We start from the raw sequence: 23,753 nt of genomic DNA on the forward strand, positions 1-23,753 counted from the left end.
CATGACGCTCACCGTCACCATCCTCGGCTGCGGATCCTCCGGCGGCGTGCCGCGACCGGGTTCCGGCTGGGGCGCTTGCGACCCCGCCGAGCCGAAGAATCGGCGCCGCCGCTGCTCGATCCTGATCGAGCGCATGGGCCCGGACGGAATGACACGAGCCCTGGTCGACACCTCGCCGGACCTGCGCGAGCAGCTTTTGTCAGCCGAGGTGCCGGCGCTCGACGGCGTGCTGCTGACGCATGACCATGCCGACCACACCCATGGCATCGACGACCTGCGCGCGCTCGTCCTGCATATGCAGCAACGCATCCGCATCTACGCCGACAAGCCGACCGAGGCGTCATTGCGCTCGCGCTTCGGCTATCTCTTCGAGACGCCGCCCGGGAGCCATTATCCGCCGATCCTCGACCTCGACGAGATCAGCGCCGGCCGGCCGCAGACCATCGATGGTGCCGGCGGGCCGATCACGGCCTTGCCGTTCCGGGTCGAGCACGGGCCGAACTACGAGGCGCTGGGCTTCCGCTTCGGCGATCTCGGCTACCTGCCGGATGTCAGCCTGATCCCGCCGGCCGCAATGGAGGCCATGGCCGATCTCGACGTGCTGATCCTCGACTGCCTGCGCGAGACGCCGCATCCGAGCCATTTCCATCTGTCGCACTCGCTGGAAGCGATCGAGAACCTGAAGCCGCGCCGCGCGATCCTGACCAATCTCCATGTCGATCTGGATTATGCCAGCCTGAGCAAACGCTTGGAGGGCATTGCCGAAGTGGCATTCGATGGGATGACGATCTCGGTTCCGGCGTGAATACCCAGCATTTCAGGCGGTATCTGCATCAGAATAAGTTCCATAATATACCTTATGCGAATCAAGGCTAGGCGGATTTCAGCCCTCTTCCGACCTGACGACCGGCGTCTGAAATCGAGCAGAGCTCTCTCGGAACCATGCCGTCATCCCGGGCTTGACCCGGGATCCATCGTAAGGCTCCGGAGCTCTATGATGGTTCCCGGATCGGCGCTGCTGTGCAGCTTGTCCGGGATGACGCCCTTTCCGGGAAGCGTCGGCTACCTCTCAAGGCCTGTTCGGATCGAAATGCTTGGTCAGCTTATGGCCGTAGCCGCCATAGTCGCGCTGGAGCGAGTCCGAGCCGGCGGCGAAGGCCGTGACCTGTTGCGGGAAGCGCGTCTCGAACATGAAGGCCAGCGTGCCCTCCAGCTTGTGCGGCTTCAGCTCGACATTGCTCGCCTTCTCGAAGGCGTCGACGTCCGGTCCGTGCGGCAGCATGGTGTTGTGCAGCGAGATGCCGCCCGGCACGAACCCGCCGCCGGTCTTGGCGTCGTAGACGCCGTAGACCAGCCCCATGAACTCGCTCATCACGTTCATGTGGTACCAGGGCGGCCGGAAGGTGTTTTCGGCCACCAGCCAGCGATCCGAGAAGATGACGAAGTCGATATTGGCGGTGCCGGGCGTCTCCGAGGGCGAGGTCAGCACCGTGAAGATCGACGGGTCGGCATGGTCGTAGAGGATCGGCCCGACCGGCGAAAAGCGCCTGAGATCATATTTGTACGGGGCGTAGTTGCCGTGCCAGGCGACGACGTCGAGCGGCGAATGCTCGATATCGGCCGCCCAGAGATTGCCGCCCCATTTCACATACATCTTCGAGGGGGCGTCGCGATCCTCGTAGGCTGCGACCGGCGTCAGGAAATCGCGCGGATTGGCCAGGCAGTTGGCACCGATCGGCCCGCGCTCCGGCAAGGTGAAGGCACCGCCATAGTTCTCGCAGATATAGCCCCTCGCCGGCCCGTCCCTGAGCTCGACGCGGATCTTCACGCCGCGCGGGATCACGGCGATCTCGCCGGGCTCGATATCGATGACGCCGAACTCGGTCCAGAGCCTGAGATCGCCCTGCTGCGGCACGAACAGCATCTCGCCATCGGCATTGTAGAAATACTCGTCCACCATCGAGCGCGTGATCAGGTAGACATGCGCGCCCATGCCGCCCTGGCTGCCGGCATCGCCGGCGGTGCTCATGCTGCGGATGCCCTCGACGAAGGAGATCGGCTCCGACGGGATCGGGATCGGGCTCCAGCGCAGCGGCGCGATCGGCATGTCGACCTCACGGGCCGGCGCCGTGCGCCAGAACCCGGCATCGACCTTTCGGAATGCGTTCCAATGCGCCACCGTCGGGCGGATGCGGTAGAGCCAGGAGCGCTCGTTGGTGGTGCGCGGCGCCGTGAAGGGCGAGCCGGAGAGCTGCTCGGCATAGAGCCCATAAGCGCATTTCTGCGGCGAGTTGCGCCCGAGCGGCAGGGCGCCCGGCAACGCCTCGGTCTCGAAGCCGTTGCCGAAGCCGGACATGTAGCCCGTCGCGATGGCGCTTTCGGCCCTGGCGGCACCGGCATGGGCGGGGTTCTGAACGTTCATGGTGGCGCCCTCTCCTCGCGACGGCCTTGGGCCTGCGGCATGCCCTGTGCGGGCTCTTGTTCGAGATGGTTGCTTTGGTAACTGTCGATTTTGTAACTAACAAGGCATGTCGAAACTCGCGCTCGAGCATTTCCTGCCCTATCGCCTGAACCGCCTGAGCTCTGCGGTCTCGCAGCAGTTCCGCGCGGTCTACGGGCCGCATCACGATCTGACCGTGCCGGAATGGCGGGTGCTGGCCACCCTCGCCCAGTTCGGCACGATGACGGCCAAGGCTATCGGCAGGCATTCCTCGATGCACAAGACCAAGGTCAGCCGCGCCGTGCGGGCGCTGGAGGAGCGGCGCTGGCTGACCCGCCGCGAGAGCGAGCTGGACCGGCGCGAGGAAAGCCTGTCGCTGACGGCGCCCGGCCTGCAGGCCTATGGCGAGATCGTGCCGCGCGCACTGGCCTTCGAAGCGGGCATCCTCGCCGCGCTCGGCCCCCATGCCGAATCCTTGCTCCGGGCGCTTTCACTGATGGAAGAACGCTTTCCTGTCGATTGAGTGCCTCGCGTCCCACGCGCTGGGGACAGAGGCCGGGCATCGCTTCCGCTTAGGCTCGCGTCCGAACTGGCCGTATTAGAACGGATTGGATGAGCCTATGCAGGGCAGCACTTTCGAAGCGCGGGCGGAAAACCCGCCTCGCCCCACCTCCTCCGCTGCCGCGCTCGACGCCAGCCATGATCCGGCCCTGCGGAGCTGGGTCGAGTCGTCGCGGGATCATGCAGAGTTTCCGGTCCAGAACCTGCCGTTTGGTGTGTTCTCGCCAAATGGGGAGCCGGCGCGTGGCGGTGTTGCCATCGGCGACGAGATCCTCGATCTGGCGGCGCTTGCCGCGTCCGGTCGTTGCGCTGACATCGCGGAGATCGTTGCGGCGGCAGCCGCGCCGACCCTGAACGGCTTTCTTGGGCTGGGAACGGGTGCGCGCAGGCAACTGAGGGCGCGGCTTTCGGCCCTGTTGGCGGAAGGCTCACCGGCGCAGGCCACGCTGAAACCGATGCTTCATCCGGCTGGGAATTGCATGCTCGGCCTGCCCGCTCGGATCGGCGACTACACGGATTTCTATGCCGGCATCCAGCACGCCCTGAATATTGGCTCACTGTTGCGGCCGGACAATCCGCTGTTGCCGAACTACAAGCACATCCCGATCGGCTATAACGGCCGCGCCTCGTCGGTCCAACCGTCAGACGAGCCCTTCCTGCGCCCCAACGGGCAGCGCAAGCGGCCGGACGAGGCCGAGCCCAGCTTCGGCCCCTGCCGCAATCTCGACTACGAGCTGGAACTGGGCATCTGGATCGGCCCCGGCAATGAGCAGGGTTCGCCCGTGCCGATCGACGAGGCCGATGACCGCATCGCCGGGTTCTGCCTGCTCAACGACTGGTCGGCGCGCGATATCCAGGCCTGGGAATACCAGCCGCTCGGCCCTTTCCTGTCCAAGGGCTTCGCCACGACGATTTCGCCCTGGATCGTCACGTCGGAGGCGCTGGCGCCCTTCCGCAGGGCTCAGGCGCCACGTCCGGAAGGCGATCCGGCGGCCCTGCCCTATCTCAGCCCGGCCGACGCGACCGCGCCCCATGCGCTCGACGTCACGCTCGAGGTCTTCATTGAGACCGCGGCGATGCGCGCGAGCGGGCTGGCGCCGCTCCGGCTCTCGCTCGGCAGCACGCGCGACCTCTACTGGACGCCGGCGCAGTTCGTCGCCCATCACAGCTCGAACGGCTGCAATCTCGAACCGGGCGATCTCTTCGGTTCCGGCACGATCTCCGGCCGCGATCCCGGCTCCTTCGGCAGCCTGATGGAGATCACGCGCGGCGGCCGCGAGCCGATCGCGCTGCCCAATGGCGAAAGCCGGACCTATCTCGCCGATGGCGACGCCATCATCATGAAGGCCAGCGCCCGGCGCGAAGGCTTCGCCGCGATCGGCTTCGGCGAATGCCGGGCTGAGGTGCTGCCGGCTCGCGGCTGAAACCGGTGCCGCTGTCCCCTGCTCTGGTGACAGCGGACGCGGTACAGCTTCGGCATCATCTGATCGACGCTGCCTTCGGGGATCGCATGCAGAAGCGCTTCACACTCGCCGCTTCGGACCAGCCGGGAGATGCCGAGAAGGGCGCTTCCGGCCGGCGTCGCTCCGGCGATGTGTATGAGACCCTGCGCAACGCCATCCTCTCCGGGGAGATCCGGCCGAACGAGCCGCTGATCGAGGCCGATATCGCGGCGGCGCTGGCCGTCAGCCGCACGCCGGTGCGCGAAGCCCTGCAGCGGCTGGCCGTCGAGCAACTCATCGTACCGCGCAGACGCGGCTGGGCGGTGCGCGAGATCACTGCCGTCGAGGCGAGCGAGAATTCGGAGGTCCGCGCAGCGCTGGAGGGCTATGCCGCCAGGCTTGCCGCGGAAAGAGCGACCGATGACGAGATCGCCGCGGTCGCGGCCGTCCATGCCCGCCGTATCGCCAGCAACCCGGCCGACAACCGAACCCGCGTCGAGACCAATCGCGCGTTCCATGGCTTCATCGTCAGCGCCGCCCGCAACGAGAAGCTGCGCGACGCGATCCTGCGTTCGGGCCGGTTCTACTTCAACGGCTCGGTCGCCCGGATGACCTCGCCGGCCGAATTCCGCCTCAGCAACGAGGATCACGAGATCATCCTGCAGGCCTTGCGGGCGCGCGACAGCGACCGGGCCGAGCAGGCGATGCGCAAGCACATCATGCGCACCTTCCATATCTTCCGCGAGCTGTCCTACCCCGCCCATGGCGCGCCCTCGCTGGCGCCGCTGCACGGCTCGGAGGGTTAACCGCCGCGATGTCCCACGCCGCTGTGACAGATGCCCGCCACCGGCCCGCTATGATCCCCGCAGGATCGGGCAGCCATGAGCCGACGACCTCAACGACAAGATAAACCGACGACCAGGGAGAGAGACGATGAGCGTGAACAAGACCGCAGCCGGCCTGACGCTGGCCGCCAGCCTGCTGATCGGGGCCGCAGCCGGCGCGCAGGAGCCGGGCATTACCGACAAGGCGATCAAGATCGGCATCTTCGGCCCGCTGTCGGGCCCGAACATGGCCTATGGCTTCGACGTCGTGAACGCGGCCAAAATGTACTACGACAAGATCAACAAGGAAGGCGGCATCCACGGCCGCAAGATCGAGTACGTCGTCGAGGACGATCGCTGCAACGCCAATGATTTGGTCGCGGCGGTCAAGAAGCTGGTCGAGCAGGAAAACGTCTTCATGCTCAATGGCGGCTCGTGCTCGGCCGCCGTCGTCGCCGCCAAGGACTATGTCGTCCGCAACAAGGTGCCCTACCTGATGCTGAATGCGTCGGGCGACGGCGCACTGTTCCCGCCGACCGACTACATCTTCGGCGCCTATTCGATCTCGCAATATGCCGTCGGCGGCGCGATGGTCGAGTTCGCGGCCAAGCAGTTCGGCGCCAAGAACGTCGCCTATATCAACCATGACGACGCCTATGGCGCCTGGAACCTCGAAGGCTCGAAGAAGGACGCCGAGGTCAACGGCGTGAAGCTCTCGGTCGAGTCGATCAATCCCGGCATCAACGACGTCACCGCGCCCTTCCTGAAAGTCCGCGCCGCCAATCCGGACGCGATCCTGCTGGTCACCTATGCCCGCCCGGCGGCGCTCTTGATCAAGAAGGCGGCCGAGATGGGCTTCAACAAGCCAATCATCCTCTCGGTCACCGGCACGGCCAGCCTCAACCAGCTCGCCGAGAATGTCGGCAAGGACGCGCTCAAGAACTTCTACACGCAGGAAGTGATGATCGACTCCCCCGGCGGCGCCAAGCTGAAGCCGATCTACGACATGTACAAGGCGGCCTATCCGGATCTGGCGGCCAAGCCCGACCATCCGCAGACCTATATGCCCTACGGCATTCCCCCGGCGATGTCGCTGGTCAAGGCCCTGAAGGATGCCGGCCCGAACCCGACCCGCGAGAAGGTGCTCGCCGCGCTGAAGACGCAGGATTTCGACTCGGGCGTCATGGCCGGGCGCATGCAGTTCGGCCCGCAGCAGCGCGCCGCTAACCGCTCGACGATCTTCATCAAGTATGACGGCACGACCATGGCCCCGCTGCCGGGCGTCTTCACCAGCCGCTGGACCTACCAGGCGAAGTGATCGCCCCGTGAGACCGGGTGGCGGCTTTCGCGCCGCCGCCCTTCCCTGACCTGAGCATCGGGCCGGATATGGACCTGCAACTCGCGCTGATCTTCCTGCAACAAGGTATCGCCTCGGGCCTCGTCTCCGGCAGCGTCTATGCCCTGCTGGCGCTCGCCATCGTGGTGATCTTCAAGACCTCGGACGTGCCGAACTTCGCCCAGGGCGAGGTCTTCATGGCGGCGGGCTATGTCGCGCTCTACCTGTTCGTCTTCCAGAAGATGCCGATCTGGGTCGTGCTGCCGGCGACGCTCGTCGTCGCCTTCCTCGCCATGGCGCTGTTCCGCCGCTTTGTGCTCGATCAGGTCGCGAAATCCGCCAAGGACCTCGTCTATCTCGTCATCGCGACGCTCGGCCTGTCCTATGTGCTGAAAGGCTTTGTCCGCCGCACCGGCTTCGGCGACACGCCGCGCTCCTTCCCGGCGCTGGTTCCGACGGATTCCATCATGATCGGCCAGGCCTCGGTGACGATGCTCGATCTCGCGATCTTCGGCACCGCCGTCACGGTGATGGCCGCCTTCTTCTGGATGTTCAACTATACCAAGACCGGCCGGGCCATGCGCGCCGTCGGCATGAACCCCAAGGCCGCGCAGCTCGTCGGCGTCGACTTGCGCCGCTGCCACATGCTGATCTGGGGCCTGTCCGGCGTGATCTCCGCCATCGCGGCGCTATTGATCTCGCCGAAGATCCTGATGACCGCCGATATGGGCTCGATCGTCATGCTCGCCTTCGCGGCAGCAATTGTCGGCGGCTTCTCCAGCCTGCCCGGTGCCGTGGTCGGCGGCTTCGTGATCGGCATCGTCGAAAACATGGTCGGGCTGTTCATCTCGTCGCGCGCCATCGTGCTCGCCCCCTTCCTCGCCATCCTGATCGTGCTCGTCCTGCGTCCGCAGGGCCTGTTCGGCGGGAAGCTGACGATCAAGAAGGTCTAAAGCCCGATGTCGTCACCCCCTCTCGCATCTCCGGCGCCCGTTCGGCGCGCGCTTTCCGGCCCCGCCCTGATCGGGCTCGTGGTGGCCATGATCGTCGCCGTCGCGCTACCCGTCTTCACCACCGGCTATGTCGTCTACATCGCCAACCTGCTGCTGGTCTTCGTCGTGCTCTGCCTCGGCCTGCACATCGTCATCGGCGAGACCGGCCAGTTCTCGATGGCCCATGCCGCCTTCTACGGCATCGGCATCTATGCGAGCGCGCTCGCCAACCGCGCGGTCGACCTGCCCTACCCGGTCGCCATGCTGTTCGGCGCGCTGGTCGCCGGCGCGGTCGGCTTGTTCATCGGCGCGCTCGCGCTGCGGATGCGCGACATCTATCTCGCGCTCGCCACCTTCGCCTTCGGCGAGGCGACGCAGTGGGTCTTCGCCAACTGGGACAGCGTCACCAACGGCCCGAACGGCCTGCGCATCAGCCCGGCCCGGTTCGGCCCGATCGAGATTCTCAGCGACAAGCAGGCCTATCCGTTCGTGCTGTTCTTCTGCCTCCTGATGATCGGGCTCACCGTGGCGATCTCGCGCTCGCGGCTCGGCCGTTCCTTCCGGGCGGTGCGGGAGTCAGAGGTGGCGGCCATGGCGATGGGCATCGACGTGCGGCGCGCCCGCATCGTCTCCTTCGGGCTCTCGGCCGCGATCGCGGGTTTTGCCGGCGGCATGTTCGGCCTGTTCCAGACCTTCATCCACCCGGACAGCCTCGGCTTCCAGACCACGATCCTCGTCCTCACCATGGTCGTCGTCGGGGGGCTCGGCTCGATCGCGGGCGCGATCGGCGGGGCGATCGTGTTCGGGCTTATCTCGGAGGTGCTGCGCCAGGCGCCGCAATACCAGGAGATCATCTACGGCGCGATCCTGATCCTGTTCATGATGTATGCGCCGCGCGGCCTCTTCGCCTTCATCGGCGACCGTATCCGGGAGGCACGTCATGGTCGCTGATAGCGCCGCTGCCTTCCTGAACGTCGAGGGGCTCACCATCCGCTTCGGCGGGCTCACCGCAGTCGGCGGACTCGATATGGCCGTGGCCAAGGGCTCGATCCATGCGCTGATCGGCCCGAACGGCGCCGGCAAGTCGACGACCTTCAACTGCATCTCGCGCTTCTACACGCCGAGTGCCGGGCGCATCACCTATGACGGGCGCGACATCACCCGCATGCCGGCCCGCGAGATGGCGGGCCTCGGCATCGCTCGCAGCTTCCAGAACCTCGAACTCTTCGGCGAGCTCACGGTCTTCGAGAACGTGCTGATCGGCGCGCATGTCCATGCCGGCCGCTCCTGGCGCGACGCGATCAGCGCCCGCCCGCGCGGCATCGTCGAGCATGTCGATGAGTTGCTGGAGCGCACGGGGCTGACCTCCTATGCCCAGACCAAGGCGCGCAATCTCGATTTCGGCCACCAGAAGATGGTCGAGATCGCCCGCGCGCTCGCCATCCGCCCAAAACTCCTGCTGCTCGACGAGCCGGCCGCCGGCCTACGCAACCGCGAGATCGCGGCGCTCGACCGCCTGCTCAGCGAATTGCGCGAGCGCGACGGCATCACGATCCTGCTGGTCGAGCATGTCATGCAGCTGGTCATGTCGATCTCGGACAAGATCACGGTGCTGAGCTTCGGCACCAAGATTGCCGAGGGCACGGCCGCCGAGGTGCGCGCCAACCCGGCCGTGATCGAAGCCTATCTCGGCCGCGAGGCAGCTCAGGAGGCGCACCATGGCTGACCTTCTCGAAATCGACGGCATCTCCGCCGCCTATGGCCGCATCCAGGCGCTCTCGGAGGCCTCGCTCAAGGTGCCGGAGGGGGCGATCGTCGCCCTGCTCGGCTCGAACGGCGCCGGCAAGAGCACGACGCTGAACACCGTCTCGCGGCTCGTGCCTGTGACGAAGGGGCGCATCCGCTTCGCCGGCGAGGAGATCCAGTCCTGGCCGTCGCACAAGGTCGTCTCGGCCGGCGTGCTGCAGGTGCCGGAGGGACGCGAGGTCTTCCGCGACATGAGCGTGCGCGAGAACCTCGACATGGGCGCTTATCGCCGCAATGACGCGGCCGGGATCAAGCGCGACCTCGAGCGGGTCTTCGAGTACTTCCCGAAGCTGCAGGAGCGCCTGCAGCAGAAGGCCGGCACGCTCTCCGGCGGCGAGCAGCAGATGTTGCTGATCGGCCGGGCGCTGATGGCGGGCCCGCGCCTGCTCCTCCTCGACGAGCCCTCGCTCGGCCTCTCGCCGGTGCTGGTACAGCAGATCTTCGCGATCATCGAGCGGCTGAACAAGGACGGGCTCACCATCCTGCTGGTCGAGCAGAACGCGGCGATCGCGCTGGGCTGCTCGAGCTATGCCTACATCCTCGAGAACGGCGAGATGGCCCTCGAAGGTGCATCCGCGAAACTGCGGCAGGACGACAGCGTCCGCCGCACCTATCTCGGCGGCTGAGCCGGGACGCGACACAAACAGGAACCGGCTCATGGCTACGCCGCAGGACAAATCCATCGCTCTCGTCACGGGCGGCGCCCGCGGGATCGGCCGGGCCATCGTCGAGCGGCTCTGCGCCGACGGCTTTTCGGTCGGCATCCTCGACCGCGAGGCGGAGGTCGCGACCGCGCTGGTGAAGGAGCTTGAGGCGCAGGGCCACAGCGTCTTCTTCGAGCCGGTCGACCTTGCCGATCACGCCGGCCTTGCCGCGCTGGCGGAGCGGCTGCCGGTGGCGCAGGCGCTCGTCAACAATGCCGGCATCTTCGAGAACAAGCCGTTCTTCGATCTCGGGGCCGGCGATTTCGGCCGGATGATGGATGTCAACGTCACCGCGCTCTTCCTGCTTTCGCAGGCCGTGGCGCGGCGGATGGAAAAGGGCGGGCGCATCGTCAACATCGCCTCGCGCACCTTCCTGGGCGCCCGCAATCACGCCCATTACGTCGCCTCGAAGGCGGCTGTCGTCGGCCTGACCCGGGCGATGGCGATGGAGCTTCTGCCGCGCGGCATCGCCGTCAATGCGGTGGCGCCGGGCGGGGTCGCGACAGAGATGGTGGCGAAGCAGTCGGAAGAGGCGCGCGCGGCCCTGCTCGCCCAGCAGCCGACGGGAGCGCTCGCGGCGCCAGAGGACATCGCCAACGCCGTCGCCTTCCTGGCCTCGCCGCGCACCCATTTCATCTACGGCCAGGTCCTGCTCGTCGACGGCGGCAAGTCGCTCGGCGGTGGCATGGGCGGCTGAGGGCATGGCGATGAGCGAGAGCTTCGACGAAATCCGCGACGTCGTCGTGGTCGGCTCGGGCGCCGGCGGAATGTCGGCGGCGATCACCGCCGCCAAGGCCGGGCTGGACGTGCTGCTGATCGAGAAGAGCGAGTATGTCGGCGGCAGCACCGCCGTCTCGGGCGGCGCCATGTGGGTGCCCGAGAACCCGCATGCGGCCAAGGCCGGCCATGCCGATACGCGCGAAGCGGCGATGACCTATCTCGAAGCCGTGCTCGGCAACCGCCTGCGGCCGGACCTGATGCGTGCCTTCCTCGATAACGGCCCGGAGATGGTCCGCTTCTTCGAACGCGAGACGGCGCTGAAATTCGAGGCGCGGGCCTATTCGCCGGACTACCAGCCCGAGCAGCCGGGCGCCTCCAAGGGCGGACGGACGATCGATCCCGCGCCCTATGACGGCAACGAACTCGGCGCCGATTTCGCCCTGCTGCGCCCGCCCCTGAAGGAATTCACCGTGCTTGGCGGCATGATGGTGAACCGCAAGGATATCGACGCGCTGGTCGGCCGCTTCCGCAACCTCGCGAACTTCAAGCATAGCGCGAAGCTGCTGATCCAGTACGGGCTCGACCGCCTGCGCCATCCGCGCGGCGCGCGCCTGCTGATGGGCAATGCGCTTGCGGGACGCCTGCTGAAATCGGCGCGGCAGGCGGGCGTCGATATCCGCACGCAGACGCCGGCCGGCGCGCTAGCCCTCAAGGACGGCTCTGTCATCGGCCTCACCGTCAAGGGCCCGCAAGGCGAGCGCCGCATCGGCGCACGGCGCGGCGTCGTGCTGGCGAGCGGCGGCTTCCCGGCCAATGCCGCGATGCGGGGCGAGCACATGCCGCATGCGGATGTCCATCGCTCGATGGCGCCGAAGACCGATACCGGCGACGGCATCAATCTCGGCCTCGCGGCCGGCGGCGCCCTGCGCGACGACAATATCGGCGCGGCCTTCTGGACGCCGGTCTCGGTGCTGAAGAAGCCGGATGGCAGCGAGGTGCAGTTCCCGCACCTGATCCTCGACCGCGCAAAGCCCGGCCTGATCGCCGTCGACGGCCAGGGCCGCCGTTTCGTCAACGAGGCGACCTCCTATCACGGTTTCGTCGAGGCGATGCATGCGAGCGGTGCCGTGCCCACCTTCCTCGTCTGCGACAGTGATTTCCTGCGCAAATACGGGCTCGGCCTCGTCCATCCCGGCCTCAAGACGCCGAAGGCCTTCGTCGAAGCCGGCTACCTGTTCGAGGGTGATAGCGTCGCCGCGCTGGCCGGGCGCATCGGCGTGCCGGCCGCGGCGCTGGCGGAAGCCATCGCCGGCATGAATGCCGCCGCGCGCTCCGGCACGGATGCCGCCTTCGGCAAGGGTTCCAGCGAGTACAACCGCTATCTCGGCGACCCCAACCACAAGCCCAATGCTTGCCTCGGGCCGATCGAGACCGCGCCCTTCTATGCCGTGAAGGTCTGGCCCGGCGATATCGGCACCGCGACCGGCCTGACCTGCGACCCGCAGGCGCGCGTGCTCGGCCGCGACGAAAAACCTGTCGGCGGGCTCTATGCCTGCGGCAACGACATGAATTCGATCATGGCCGGCGCCTATCCCGGCGCCGGCATCACGCTCGGCCCCGCGCTCACTTTCGGCTTCATCGCCGGGCGGGCGCTCGCCTCCGAGCCTGACCGCCTGCCGCGCTGAGAAAGGCACTCCGATGAAGCTCTACCAATCCGCCACCTCGCCCTTCGTCCTCAAGGTCCGGATCGCCGCCGCCGAGCTCGGCCTGCTCGACCGGATCGAGATGCTGGACGTCTCGCAGGAGTACAAATCCGGCGGGCCATTGGCGCGCGAGCAGAACATCATCAAGACCAACCCGCTCGGCCAGGTGCCGACCCTGCTGCTGGAGGACGGCACGGCGATCGCCGACAGCCGCGTCATCTGCGAATATCTCGACGGGCTCGGCGGCGGCTCGCTGTTCCCGGCGGAGCCCAAGGCGCGCTGGAACACCCTGACCGAGCAGAGCTATGGCGACGGCCTGCTCGATGCGGCGCTGGCCGCGCGCTACGAGGGCCTGCTGCGCAGCGAGGAACAGCGCTGGCAGCGCTGGATCGACGGGCAGCTCGCCAAGGTCCATGCCACGCTCGACCTGATCGAGGGTAAGGCGGCCGGCTTCGGGGACCGCGTCGATATCGGCACGATCACCTTCTATTGCGCGCTGGCCTATCTCGACCTGCGCTTCGCCGACCTGAACTGGCGCGAGGGTCGGCCGCAGGCCGCCGCCTGGTTTGCCAAGATCGGCGAGCGCCCCGCCTTCGGCGGCCAGAAGCTGGGCTGAGGCCAGAGCGAGCGGGAGGCGGCGATGGGTGCGAATCTCGGGCTGGCTGGCCGGACCGTCCTGATCACCGGCGGCGCCTCCGGCATCGGGCGTGAATGCGCGCTGGCGCTGGCCCGCGAAGGCGCGGCCGTTGCCATTGCGGATGCGAATGAGCATGGCGCGGCTCAAACGGTTCGCGAGATCGAGGCGCTTGGCGTCCGTGCGCTTGCGGTCAGCTTCGACGTGCGCAGTCCGACGGCGACCGAAACCGCGATCGAGGCGATCGAGCGCGATCTCGGCCCGCTCGACGGGCTGATCACGGCGGCCGGCATCTCCCGCCCTGCCCCGGCGACCGAACTCGCCGCCGAGAGCTGGGAGGCGGTGATCGGCGTCAATCTCTCCGGCACCTTCTATTCCTGCCAGGCGGCGGGCCGACGCATGGTCGCGCGCGGGCGCGGCGCCATCGTCACGATCGGCTCGGTCTCCTCGCTCGGCGGCCAGTCCGGCCGGGCGCATTACTGCGCCTCGAAGGCCGGCGTCGTCGGGCTGACCCGCGACCTCGCCGTCGAATGGGGCTCGCATGGTGTCCGGGTGAACTGCATCGGCCCGAGCGCGACCGATACGCCGATGATCCGCCGCGGCATCCCCGAAAGCTTCGTCTCCGGCGTGATGGAGGATCGCACGCCGCTGGGGCGGCTGGCGCAGCCCTCCGAGGTCGCCTCGGTCTGCCTGTTCCTGCTCTCGGACCTTGCGAGTTACGTCAACGGCGCGCTGATCATGGCTGATGGCGGCGTCTCGGCCGGCTTCTTCACGCGCGGCCATGGCCGCGATTTCTCGTCCAAGGCCCTGCTCGCGCAGGGCGTCTACAGCGAATGAACCGGAGACCGACATGAGCAAGCTCGCCCTCGTCACCGGCGCCGGCCGCGGCATCGGCGCGGCGATCGCCCAGAAGCTCGCGGCCGATGGCTGGCGCGTCGCCGTCTGCGACCTGACGAAGGAGCCGGCGGCAGCAGTCGCGAGCGCCCTGCCCGGCTCCGGCCATAGCGGCTGGGCGGTCGATGTTTCCAGCGAGTCTTCCGTCGAGGCACTGTTCGATGCGGTCGAGGCGGCGCATGGCCCCGTCACCGGGCTGGTCTGCAATGCCGGCGTGCTGCTGATGGCGGCTGATGGCGAGCGGCCGACCATCTTCGACATGACGCTCGACGACTGGGAGAAGACCCATGCCGTCAACACGCGCGGCGTCTTCCTCAGCATCCGCGCCTATGCGCGCCGGCGCCGGGCGCTGCCGGTCGAAGGCGGGCGCGTCACCACGACGAGTTCGGTCGCGGCCGAGCTCGGCGGCTATCGCGGTTCGGCCAGCTACATCTCGTCGAAATCGGCGATCCTCGGCTTCACCAAGGCGATGGCGCGCGAACTCTCCTCGCTCGGCATCACCGTGAACTGCGTCGCGCCCGGCGTGATCGACGCGCCGATGCTGGCCGCCGCGACGCCGCGCTCGGCCGCGCCGGGCTCGATGGATGCGCTGGCGCAGGCCGTGCCGCTCGGCCGGCTCGGCTCACCGGAGGATATCGCCGGGGCCGTGTCCTTCCTGCTCTCCGAGCAGGCCTCATACGTCACCGGCGCGACGATCGACGTCAATGGCGGCTACCGAATGGCCTGACGAGGAAACCCGACATGATCCTGCACGGCTATTTCCGCTCCTCGGCCGCCTGGCGCACGCGCATCGCCTTCAACCTCAAGGGCGTGGCGCCGCAGAGCGCGATCCACAACCTGCGCGACGGCGCCCAGAACGAGCCGGCCTATGCGGCGATCAACCCACAGAAGCTGATCCCGGCGCTGGAGCTCGACGACGGCACCGTGCTGACGCAATCGCTCGCGATCATCGGCTGGCTCGATCGCGCGATGCCGCAGCCGCCGCTCTTCCCGACGGACAATGTGCTACGCGCCCACGTCGAGGCCTTCGCTCTGGTCATCGCCTGCGAGACCCATCCGTTCCAGAACCCGAAGATCCAGAAGCGCCTGCGCGGCAAGGGCTTTTCGGAAGCGGATGTGCAGGGCTGGCTTGCCGCCGCGATGAGCGAGGGCCTTCGCGCCTGCGAACAACTGATCCACGACCGGCCCGGCCCGTTCTGCTTCGGCGAGGCGCCGACATTGGCCGATATCTGCCTCGTGCCGCAGATCGGCAGCGCGCGGCGCTACGGGATCGACCTTGCACCCTATCCGAGGCTCGTCGCGATCGACGCGCATTGCGCCACCCTGCCCGCCTTCATCGCGGCAAGACCCGACCAGCAGCCGGACGCCACCTGAGCCGGCTCACATCAGGATGCGCATCAGCTCGTTCTGCGAGGAGATGCCGAGCCGGGCATAGGCGCGCTTGCGATAGGTCAGGACGGTGTTGATGCCGACGCCGAGTTCGAGCGCGATGCCCTCGGAGGTCAGGCCGGCGGCGACGAGCGCGCAGACATCGCGCTCGCGCTTCGACAGCTCCGGCGCAGCCTTTTCCAATCGGGCATGGAAACCCTTGGCCGCGCCACGGCCGCCCGCCGGCTTCGTCACCTCGTAATGGCGCCAGAGCGCCGCCATCAGCAGCGGCGCACTCTCGACGAGATTGGCGATCTCCGCTTCCCCGAAGCTCTCCTTGCGGCGGCGATAGATGCTGAGCCGCATCGTGCCGCCCTTGCGGCGCTGCAGCAGCGAGAAGCGCTCCGACAGCCCGACCGAGAGATAGCATTCGCTGCGATAGGCCGAGCTTTCGATGTCGCCGGCCTTCATCCGCACGCCCCAGCAACCGGCCTCGTCGCCCTCGTCGAGCGCGATCGCGTTGGCCGGATCGGCGCGCCAGTGCCGGGAGACATACCGGCGGGCGATCTCGAGCGCCGGCTGCCCGGAATTGTAGTGGTTCTCGGCCAGCAGCGTATGGACCTCGCCGTCGGGACCCGCGACGAAGGCGGTAACGATCTCGGTGTCGGTGAAGCGGCGCGCGATATCGAACAGGCCGCTGGAAAAATCGGAGCGGCCGACGCTCTCGATCACGCGCGGCATGGTCGCCAGGATACTGCGCGCGGCGACAGCCTGCCGAATGGCCACGAGCTGCATTCGAACCTCCCGCCGGCCCCTCTTTCAGCCCGGCGTGCAGCCGGCGGCGGAGGCCGTTTCAGGCTCACAGCGTTAACAGTATCCAACTTCGCATGCAAACTTTCGGATGAGACCGCGATGCTTCTGAATGGCGCAATCAGCCGACCAGGCCGCGCTCCAGCGCTGTCTCGATGCAGCCATGGATATGGCCGTGCAGCAGCTTTTGCGCCTGGACTGCGTCGCGGTTGAGCGCGCAGTGCAGCAGGGCCTTGTGGTCCTCGGTCGATGTCGGGCCCCAGAAGATGAAGAACACCATCTGGTAGCGCAGGTAGCGGTCATAGATGCCGGCATGAAGATTGAGCAGCGCCTTTGAGCCGCAGGCCGAGACCAGCGCCTGATGGAACTCGAAATCGTAGCGCTTCCAGGCCTGCGTGCCGGCTTCGTCGCCCGCGAGCAGGCGCTGTTCCATCCGGGCGAGCTTGTGATGGGCGGCGACGACGCGCCCTTCCCACTCGACATCGCCAGCCTCGAAGGATTGCGCCAGGGCATTGCTCTCGATCAGCAGGCGCAGATCGGCGAGTTCCTTGAGGTCAGTTGCCGAACAGGGCGCGACCTGGAAACCACGCTGCCCTTCCGCGACCACGAGCCCCTCCGGCGCCAGCCGGTTCAGGATCTCGCGCAAAGTGCTGATGCCGACGCCGTAGACCGCCTTCAAACGGTCGAGCGTCAGGCGCTGGCCGGGCTGGAGCACGCCGAAGACGATGTCGTGCTTGATGCGTTCATAGGCCTGCTCGCCGGTCGAGAGAACCGGGATCTCCTCGCCACCGATCTCGAATGCTGCGTCCGTCATGCCGCTCCGCCCTGTCTCGCAACGTTCCTGCCAGCCGCAGCGACCAACCGCAAGGCCGTCAATTGCGTCTGCATGGATTAGCAGATGATTTTCTAAATATCAGTTGATCTTGTTTCCATCCTGTATCACGTTCGCCTCAGGAAACGCGAGCGAAGCCGTCAGAGCATCGCCCCGGGAGGTCGTCATGTCGGAGAAGGAAGAGCCTGCCCGCACGCCAGCGGGAGGCGCGGCTGCATCGCGCCGCCTCTACATCCTGAACGGCCCCAACCTGAACCTGCTCGGGCAGCGTGAGCCGCATATCTACGGCTCGACCACGCTGGCCGAGATCAAGGGGCGCTGCGAGGCGAAGGCGGGTTCGCTCGGATTTTCGGTCGATTTCCGCCAGACCAATTTCGAGGGCGAACTGGTCGAGAGCGTGCATCAGGCGCGGCTGGAGGCCTGCGGGATCATCGTCAACCCCGCCGGTTACACGTTCACCTCGATCGCCTTGCTCGACGCGCTCAAGATGTTCGACGGCCCGAAGATCGAACTGCACATCTCGAATGTACATGCGCGCGAGAGCATCTATCACAACTCGCTGGTCTCGCGGACGGCGACCGGCATCATCATTGGCATGGGCGCCGCCGGCTACGAACTCGCCATCCAGGCGATGGCCGGCCTCGTCGCGGCGCGGAATTGACGGCGATGTCTTCGTCTGCCCCTCCCGGCAAGGCCTCAGGCGCGCAGCATGCGCAACACCGTGTCGATCGCGGCAGCACGGCGGCGAACCAGCGCCTCGGGCGCGCCCATGTCGTGACCGAAGACCTGACGGATGCTGGCGCGGTTGGAGACGTTGTAGAAGGCGAGCGCGCTGATCGTCAGGTGGATGTCGAGCGCCTCGATGCCCGGTCGGAACAGCCCCGCCGCGACGCCGCGCTCATAGGCCTCCCGGATCATGTCGATGGCCGAGAGATTGAGCGACGCGATCCGGTCCGAGGTCGCGAGATGGCGGGCATGGTGGATGTTCTCGACCATGACGAGCCGCACGAAATCCGGGTTCTCGGCGTGATAGTCGAAGGTGAAGCCGGCCAGCAACGTCATCGCCTCCACCGGCGGCAGGCTCGCGAGATCGAGGCTGCGCTCGAAGCCGCGGATGCGCTCGTACATCTCCTCGAGGACGGCGCGGTAGAGCCCCTCCTTGTCCCCGAAATAATAGTAGATCATCCGCTTGCTGGTCGCGGTCCGGGCCGCGATCTCGTCGACCCGCGCGCCGCTCAGGCCGTTCTCGACGAACTCCTCCTTTGCAACCGCCAGGATGTTGCGGCGCACGCCTTCCGGGTCCTGCGTCCAGGAGGCCGGCCTGCGGCCCGCTCCCTTCGAGGCCGACGCTGCTTTGGTCATGCTTCACCCACGCGAAAACCAGCCCGGACACTAGGGCGAACGCATCGAAATGGACAAGACGGTACATTGCGCTTGACCAAATGAACTAGATGGTACAATTAACATGACGCCGGCAGAGCGCAAGCCGGCGAGCCTGAAGGCCAAGGCACCCGACGAGAGGTGCCGCGACTGCAGACGGGAGCCGGATCGACCCCTTCGAGAAGGTCGACCGCAACTGCATCGGACCGAGAAGCGGAAGCCGCTTTCCGGATGAATCCGACGCAATGCCAAGGAGATAGATCATCGTTCTCGCGCTCCATGGAGCGCGCGATGATCTAGGGAGCGCCATGAACTACAAGCTCGATTTCACGCCGGTGATCGACGGGATGCCAGCCCTGCTGATGGGCTGCCTCGGCACGTTCCTGCTCGCGATCTGCGGCATGGCGCTGGCCATCGTCATCGGCATCGGCGGCGTGATCCTGCGCGACTCGAAAATCGCGCCGGTGCGCTGGGCGGTGAAGGCCTTCGTCGAGGTGATCCGCAACACGCCCTTCCTGGTCCAGATCTTCTTCATCTATTTCGCGCTGCCGCTGGCGGGCCTGCGGCTCGACCCGACGCCGACCGCGATCATCGCGCTCGGCATCAATGGCGGCGCCTATGCCATCGAGATCATCCGCGGCGGCGTCCAGTCGATCGACAAGGGCCAGATCGAGGCCGGCCTCGCACTCGGCCTGCACAAGGCCCAGGTCTTCCGGCTGATCGTGCTGAAGCCGGCACTCAGGGCGATCTTCCCCTCGCTTACCAGCCAGTTCGTGCTGCTGACACTGACCACCTCCATCGCCTCGGCGATCTCGGCTTACGAACTGACCTCGGTGGCGCAGCGGATCGAATCCGACAGTTTCCGCTCCTTCGAGGTCTACGGCACGATCACGCTGTTCTACCTCGTGATCTCCTGGGTGATGATGCGCTTCTTTTCGGCGATCTCGACCCGTTACTTCAGCTATCCGGTGAAGTGAGGGCGCGATGGGATCGAACGAATTCCTCTTCCTGCTCACCGGCCTGAAATGGACCGTGCTGCTCTCGCTGGTCGGCTTCGTCGGCGGCGGCGTGTTCGGGCTCGCGATCGCATTGATGCGGGTTTCCGGCAGGCCGCTGATGGAGCGGATCACCTCGGGCTATATCGCCCTGTTCCAGGGCACGCCGCTGCTGATGCAGCTCTTCGTGGTCTATTACGGCCTCGCGCTGGTCGGGCTGAAGCTCGATGCCTGGGTCGCGGTCGCGATCGGCTTCACGCTCCATGCCAGCGCCTATCTCGGCGAGATCTGGCGCGGCTCGATCGAGGCAGTGCCCAAGGGCCAGACCGAGGCCGCCAAGGCGCTAAGCCTGTCCTATGTCTCCCGCATGCGCGACGTCATCCTGCCGCAGGCGATCCGCATCTCGCTGCCGGCGACGATCGGCTTCCTCGTCCAGCTCATCAAGGGCACCTCGCTCGCCGCCATCGTCGGCTTCACCGAGCTGACGCGCGCCGGAAACATCGTCTCGAACCAGATTTTTCAGCCGCTTCTCGTCTTCGGGATCGTCGGCATCCTCTACTTCCTGCTGTGCTGGCCGCTCTCGCTCTACGGCTCGCATCTGGAACGCCGCATGTCCATCGCCGCGCGCTGACCCCGTTCACCGCCTGAACCAACCACCAAGCACAACAGAGGGAGAGAAACATGACGAAGATGAAGACCACCCGCCGCAGCGTTCTCATCGCCGGTGCCGCCGCGCTTGCGATACCGGCCGTGCTCGGCAGCCCTGCCCTTGCGGTCACTCCGGCCGAGATCAAGGCCAAGGGCAAGATCGTCGTCGGCATCCAGGGCGACAACCCGCCGTGGGGCTTCGTCACCAGCGCCGGCAAGCAGGACGGGCTCGACGCCGATATCGCGACGCTCTTCGCCAAGGAGCTCGGCGTGCAGGTCGAGTTCGTGCCGCTCGAGGTCAACAACCGCATTCCGGCCCTGACCACCGGCCGCGTCGACGTGCTGTTCGCGACCATGGCGATGCTGCCGGAGCGCGCCAAGGCCGTGCAGTTCTCCAAGCCCTATGTCGCCAACACCATCGTGTTCATCGGCCCGAAGAAGGACAAGATCACCACCAACGAGGACATGGGCCGCTACACGATCGGCGTCGCCAAGGGCGCGGCGCAGGACACGCAGGTGACCAAGAACGCGCCGGCCAACACCACGATCCGCCGCTATGACGGCGATGCGCCCTCGATCCAGGCGCTGGTCTCCGGCCAGGTCCAGGCGATCGGCGGCAACATCTTCTACATGCAGCGCATCGAGCAGGGCCGCCCCGGCGAGTTCGAGAACAAGCTCGAATTCCAGAACCTCTACAACGGCGCCTGCACCCGCCTCGGCGAGAAGGAGATCAACGCGGCGATCAACAGCTTCATCGACAAGATCAAGGCCAATGGCGAGTTGCAGAAGATCTATGACAAGTGGATGAAGGTGCCGGTGCACAAGTTCCCGGACAGCCTCGAAGGCATCACCTTCACCGCAAGCTGAGCGTTGGATCGCCGCGCGTCCTACCGGACGCAAAGCGGCGATCCAACTCTTTGTTTTGGCATCAGAATTCTCCGAAAGTGGAAGCCCTTTTTCGGTCCGATGCCGAGAAACGAGGTCAGGGCCATGCACCAGCCAGCCGTCCAGAACGCCGCTTCGGCGGACGCCATTATCGCCATGACGCATGTCGAGAAATGGTATGGCGAGTTCCAGGCCCTGAGCGATATCAACCTTTCGGTCCGCAAAGGCGAGCGCATCGTGCTTTGCGGGCCGTCCGGTTCCGGCAAGTCGACGCTGATCCGCTGCATCAACCATCTGGAGACTTACCAGAAGGGCGAGATCAGGGTCGGCGGCACGAAGCTCGGCGACGACGCCAAGACCATCGACGCGGTGCGCCGCGAGGTCGGCATGGTCTTCCAGCATTTCAATCTGTTCCCGCACATGACGGTGCTGGAGAACTGCATGCTGGCACCGATGCGTTCGCTCGGTGCGAGCAAGGCGGAGGCCGAGGCCACCGCCCGCCACCTACTCGGCCGCGTGAAGATCTTGGAGCAGGCCGGGAAATACCCGGCCCAGATCTCGGGCGGCCAGCAGCAGCGCGTCGCCATCGCCCGCGCGCTCTGCATGAAGCCCAAGGTCATGCTGTTCGACGAGCCGACCTCGGCGCTCGACCCCGAGATGGTCAAGGAGGTGCTCGACACGATGATCGGCCTCGCCGAGGAGGGCATGACCATGATCTGCGTCACCCATGAGATGGGTTTCGCCCGCCAGGTGGCGAACCGGGTCATCTTCATGGCCTCGGGCGCCATCGTCGAGGAGGCTCCGCCCGAGGAGTTCTTCCACAACCCGCGCCATGAGCGGACCCGGAAGTTTCTCGGCGAAATCCTGCACAAGTGAGGAGCGCCTCGATGGCTCCGGTGAAGATCGCGGTGATGGGGGCAGGCCTGATCGGCAAGCGCCACGCCGCCCATGTCCGGGCCGAGCCCGGCGCCGTCCTCTCGGCGATCATCGATCCCGACCCAGCCGGCAAGGCCTTCGCCGCGGAGATCGGTGTCGCCTGGTATCCGGGCTTCGGCGCCCTCCCCGCCGCCGAGAAGCCGGATGGTGTCATCGTCGCGACGCCGAACCAGCACCACGTCGCCAACGGGCTGGAGCTGGTTGCAGCCGGCGTCCCCATGCTGGTCGAAAAGCCGCTGGCGGACAGCGTCGACAGCGCCCGCAAGCTGGTTCATGCCGCAGAGGCGGCCAATGTGCCGCTCCTCGTCGGCCATCACCGCCGCCACAACCCGATGATCCGGAAGGCGCGCGAGGCGATCGATGCCGGCCGGCTCGGCCGCATCCTGACGCTCAGCGGCCAGTTCTGGCTGGTGAAGCCGGATGATTATTTCGACGTCGGCTGGCGCCGGCAGGAAGGCGCCGGGCCGATCCTGATCAACCTGGTCCACGATATCGACCTGTTCCGCTATCTCTGCGGCGAGATTGTTGGCGTGCAGGCGCTCAGCTCGAATGCTGTGCGCGGCAACCCGGCCGAGGAGACTGCCGTCGCGATCCTGCGTTTCGCCAATGGCGCGCTCGGCACGGTCAGCGCCTCCGACACCGTCGTCTCGCCCTGGAGCTGGGAGCTAACCACCGGCGAGAATCCGGCATACCCGCAACAAGATCAGTCCTGCTACCAGATCGGCGGCACGCATGGCTCGCTGACGATCCCAGCGCTCGAACTCTGGAGCCACAGCGACAAGCGCGGCTGGTGGGAGCCGCTCCAGCGCGAGCGCATCCCCTTCGTTCCCGAGGACCCGTTGCAGGCGCAGGTCCGGCATTTTTGCGCCGTGATCCGTGGCGAAGAAGAACCGCTCGTCTCCGGCCGCGAGGGGCTGGCGACGCTCGCCGTCATCGAGGCGGTGAAGCGGGCGGCGCGCAGCGGCGCTCCGGTCGAGATCGCCCCCGAGCCGGCTCCTGCGAGGGCGGGCGCATGATCAAGGGCACGACGCGATTGATCGGCCATATCGGCTACCCGACCGAGAGCTTCAAGGCGCCGATGATCTACAACCCCTATTTCCAGCGCGAGGGGATCGACGCCGTCGTCGTGCCGATGGGCTGCCGCAGCGAGGACTATCCCGATTTCCTGAAGCTGTTCTTCCGCTTGTCCAACGCCCATGGCGCGCTGGTGACGATGCCGCACAAGGTCACCACGACCGGGCTCGTCGACGTGCTCTCGCCGACCGCCGCGATCGCCGGCGCCTGCAATGCGGTGCGGCTCGAAGCCGATGGCCGGCTCAGCGGCGACATGTTCGACGGCGAGGGCTTCGTGCGCGGCGTGCTGCGCAAAGGGCGCACGCTGGATGGCACCCGCGCGCTCGTCGTCGGTGCTGGCGGAGTCGGCTCGGCAATCGCTGCTTCGCTGGCGAAGGCCGGTGTCGCAGAGCTCAGCCTGTTCGACAGGCTGGCGGTGGCAGCCGAGGAACTTGGGCAGCGATTGATCGCCCACTACCCTGCCCTTCACGTCACCACGGGGTCGAACGACCCGGATGGCTTCGAGATCGTCGTCAACGCGACGCCGCTCGGCATGAAGCCCGGCGATCCGCTGCCGGTCGACATCGCCCGCCTGCCCACCTCCGCCTTCGTCGGCGAAGTGGTGATGGCGCAGGAGATCACCCCGTTCCTCGCTGCGGCCCGCGCGCGCGGCTGCGCCGTGCAGGTCGGCACCGACATGCTGTTCGAGCAGATTCCCGTCTATCTGGAGTTCTTCGGCCTGCCGTCGACCACGGCCGAGGACCTGCGCGCCGTTGCGCGACTGGCCTGA

General features: G+C 66.8%; 26 protein-coding genes. 22 read left to right on the plus strand and 4 right to left on the minus strand.

All coding sequences use genetic code 11. The features are described from left to right. The first annotated feature begins 1 nt into the window (after position 1). A complete protein-coding gene (locus OCUBac02_RS13805) occupies positions 2-805 on the plus strand; it encodes an MBL fold metallo-hydrolase (RefSeq protein WP_173046351.1) in 804 nt (267 codons plus the stop codon). A gap of 264 nt (positions 806-1,069) precedes the next feature. Here the strand turns inward: OCUBac02_RS13805 and hmgA are convergent, their stop codons facing one another. Further along, the gene (gene hmgA, locus OCUBac02_RS13810) at positions 1,070-2,422 is read right to left on the minus strand and encodes a homogentisate 1,2-dioxygenase (RefSeq protein WP_173046353.1); all 1,353 of its coding nucleotides are present in this window, start codon (positions 2,420-2,422) and stop codon (positions 1,070-1,072) included. 106 nt (positions 2,423-2,528) lie between these two features. Between hmgA and OCUBac02_RS13815 the strand changes: the two genes are divergently transcribed. The 14 genes from OCUBac02_RS13815 to maiA all read left to right on the plus strand — a co-directional run bounded on the left by OCUBac02_RS13815 (position 2,529) and on the right by maiA (position 15,430). Next, positions 2,529-2,963, plus strand: coding sequence for a MarR family winged helix-turn-helix transcriptional regulator (locus tag OCUBac02_RS13815; protein ID WP_047576843.1), 435 nt, complete (start codon positions 2,529-2,531; stop codon positions 2,961-2,963). Positions 2,964-3,060: 97 nt separating this feature from the next. Then, the gene (fahA, locus tag OCUBac02_RS13820; protein WP_173046355.1) at positions 3,061-4,425 is read left to right on the plus strand and encodes a fumarylacetoacetase; all 1,365 of its coding nucleotides are present in this window, start codon (positions 3,061-3,063) and stop codon (positions 4,423-4,425) included. A gap of 86 nt (positions 4,426-4,511) precedes the next feature. Further along, complete coding sequence (locus OCUBac02_RS13825; RefSeq protein WP_173046358.1) at positions 4,512-5,249, plus strand: GntR family transcriptional regulator; 738 nt, start codon at positions 4,512-4,514, stop codon at positions 5,247-5,249. 127 nt (positions 5,250-5,376) lie between these two features. Next, positions 5,377-6,585 carry an ABC transporter substrate-binding protein gene (locus tag OCUBac02_RS13830; RefSeq protein WP_173046359.1) on the plus strand — a complete coding sequence of 403 codons (1,209 nt, stop codon included), beginning with the start codon at positions 5,377-5,379 and terminating at the stop codon, positions 6,583-6,585. A 17-nt stretch (positions 6,586-6,602) separates the two neighbouring features. After that, entirely contained in the window at positions 6,603-7,556 is a 954-nt protein-coding gene (locus tag OCUBac02_RS13835; protein WP_197933268.1) for a branched-chain amino acid ABC transporter permease, read from the plus strand. Positions 7,557-7,562: 6 nt separating this feature from the next. Continuing rightward, positions 7,563-8,546, plus strand: a complete 984-nt coding sequence (locus tag OCUBac02_RS13840; RefSeq protein WP_173046360.1) for a branched-chain amino acid ABC transporter permease — start codon at positions 7,563-7,565, stop codon at positions 8,544-8,546. Next, entirely contained in the window at positions 8,536-9,321 is a 786-nt protein-coding gene (locus tag OCUBac02_RS13845) for an ABC transporter ATP-binding protein (protein WP_173046361.1), read from the plus strand. Before OCUBac02_RS13840 ends, OCUBac02_RS13845 begins: the two co-directional genes overlap by 11 nt. Further along, complete coding sequence (locus tag OCUBac02_RS13850; protein ID WP_173046362.1) at positions 9,314-10,027, plus strand: ABC transporter ATP-binding protein; 714 nt, start codon at positions 9,314-9,316, stop codon at positions 10,025-10,027. Before OCUBac02_RS13845 ends, OCUBac02_RS13850 begins: the two co-directional genes overlap by 8 nt. Positions 10,028-10,058: 31 nt before the next feature. Next, the gene (locus OCUBac02_RS13855; protein WP_173046363.1) at positions 10,059-10,802 is read left to right on the plus strand and encodes an SDR family NAD(P)-dependent oxidoreductase; all 744 of its coding nucleotides are present in this window, start codon (positions 10,059-10,061) and stop codon (positions 10,800-10,802) included. A gap of 10 nt (positions 10,803-10,812) precedes the next feature. Beyond that, positions 10,813-12,510, plus strand: coding sequence for an FAD-dependent oxidoreductase (locus OCUBac02_RS13860; protein WP_173046364.1), 1,698 nt, complete (start codon positions 10,813-10,815; stop codon positions 12,508-12,510). 13 nt (positions 12,511-12,523) lie between these two features. Continuing rightward, entirely contained in the window at positions 12,524-13,144 is a 621-nt protein-coding gene (locus tag OCUBac02_RS13865) for a glutathione S-transferase family protein (protein WP_173046365.1), read from the plus strand. A 24-nt stretch (positions 13,145-13,168) separates the two neighbouring features. Further along, positions 13,169-13,999 (plus strand): SDR family NAD(P)-dependent oxidoreductase, encoded by an 831-nt coding sequence (locus OCUBac02_RS13870; protein ID WP_173046366.1) that lies wholly within the window; start codon positions 13,169-13,171, stop codon positions 13,997-13,999. A 13-nt stretch (positions 14,000-14,012) separates the two neighbouring features. Then, on the plus strand, positions 14,013-14,783 hold the full coding sequence (locus tag OCUBac02_RS13875; protein WP_173046368.1) for an SDR family NAD(P)-dependent oxidoreductase: 771 nt from the start codon (positions 14,013-14,015) through the stop codon (positions 14,781-14,783). A gap of 14 nt (positions 14,784-14,797) precedes the next feature. Beyond that, positions 14,798-15,430, plus strand: a complete 633-nt coding sequence (gene maiA, locus OCUBac02_RS13880; protein WP_173046370.1) for a maleylacetoacetate isomerase — start codon at positions 14,798-14,800, stop codon at positions 15,428-15,430. 6 nt (positions 15,431-15,436) lie between these two features. Here the strand turns inward: maiA and OCUBac02_RS13885 are convergent, their stop codons facing one another. After that, positions 15,437-16,219 carry a helix-turn-helix transcriptional regulator gene (locus OCUBac02_RS13885; protein WP_173046372.1) on the minus strand — a complete coding sequence of 261 codons (783 nt, stop codon included), beginning with the start codon at positions 16,217-16,219 and terminating at the stop codon, positions 15,437-15,439. A 136-nt stretch (positions 16,220-16,355) separates the two neighbouring features. After that, positions 16,356-17,048, minus strand: a complete 693-nt coding sequence (locus tag OCUBac02_RS13890) for a GntR family transcriptional regulator (protein WP_173046374.1) — start codon at positions 17,046-17,048, stop codon at positions 16,356-16,358. Positions 17,049-17,232: 184 nt separating this feature from the next. On the opposite strand from OCUBac02_RS13890, the gene OCUBac02_RS13895 reads away from it, so the two are divergent. After that, positions 17,233-17,727 carry a type II 3-dehydroquinate dehydratase gene (locus OCUBac02_RS13895; protein WP_173046376.1) on the plus strand — a complete coding sequence of 165 codons (495 nt, stop codon included), beginning with the start codon at positions 17,233-17,235 and terminating at the stop codon, positions 17,725-17,727. A 35-nt stretch (positions 17,728-17,762) separates the two neighbouring features. On the opposite strand, the gene OCUBac02_RS13900 is transcribed toward OCUBac02_RS13895, so the two are convergent. Beyond that, the gene (locus tag OCUBac02_RS13900) at positions 17,763-18,428 is read right to left on the minus strand and encodes a TetR/AcrR family transcriptional regulator (RefSeq protein ID WP_173046378.1); all 666 of its coding nucleotides are present in this window, start codon (positions 18,426-18,428) and stop codon (positions 17,763-17,765) included. Between the two features lie 326 nt (positions 18,429-18,754). On the opposite strand from OCUBac02_RS13900, the gene OCUBac02_RS13905 reads away from it, so the two are divergent. The 6 genes from OCUBac02_RS13905 to OCUBac02_RS13930 all read left to right on the plus strand — a co-directional run bounded on the left by OCUBac02_RS13905 (position 18,755) and on the right by OCUBac02_RS13930 (position 23,753). Then, a complete protein-coding gene (locus tag OCUBac02_RS13905) occupies positions 18,755-19,423 on the plus strand; it encodes an amino acid ABC transporter permease (protein WP_173046380.1) in 669 nt (222 codons plus the stop codon). A gap of 7 nt (positions 19,424-19,430) precedes the next feature. Next, the gene (locus OCUBac02_RS13910) at positions 19,431-20,072 is read left to right on the plus strand and encodes an amino acid ABC transporter permease (RefSeq protein WP_173046382.1); all 642 of its coding nucleotides are present in this window, start codon (positions 19,431-19,433) and stop codon (positions 20,070-20,072) included. Positions 20,073-20,122: 50 nt separating this feature from the next. Continuing rightward, positions 20,123-20,956, plus strand: a complete 834-nt coding sequence (locus OCUBac02_RS13915) for a transporter substrate-binding domain-containing protein (protein ID WP_173046384.1) — start codon at positions 20,123-20,125, stop codon at positions 20,954-20,956. Positions 20,957-21,130: 174 nt separating this feature from the next. Further along, positions 21,131-21,850: an amino acid ABC transporter ATP-binding protein gene (locus OCUBac02_RS13920; RefSeq protein ID WP_465247784.1), complete on the plus strand. Its 720-nt coding sequence runs from the start codon at positions 21,131-21,133 to the stop codon at positions 21,848-21,850. A gap of 11 nt (positions 21,851-21,861) precedes the next feature. Next, positions 21,862-22,926 (plus strand): Gfo/Idh/MocA family protein, encoded by a 1,065-nt coding sequence (locus tag OCUBac02_RS13925; RefSeq protein WP_173046388.1) that lies wholly within the window; start codon positions 21,862-21,864, stop codon positions 22,924-22,926. After that, entirely contained in the window at positions 22,923-23,753 is an 831-nt protein-coding gene (locus OCUBac02_RS13930) for a shikimate dehydrogenase family protein (protein ID WP_173046390.1), read from the plus strand. Before OCUBac02_RS13925 ends, OCUBac02_RS13930 begins: the two co-directional genes overlap by 4 nt.

Origin of the sequence: Bosea sp. ANAM02 (genome assembly GCF_011764485.1) — a bacterium.
Lineage (GTDB): Bacteria > Pseudomonadota > Alphaproteobacteria > Rhizobiales > Beijerinckiaceae > Allobosea.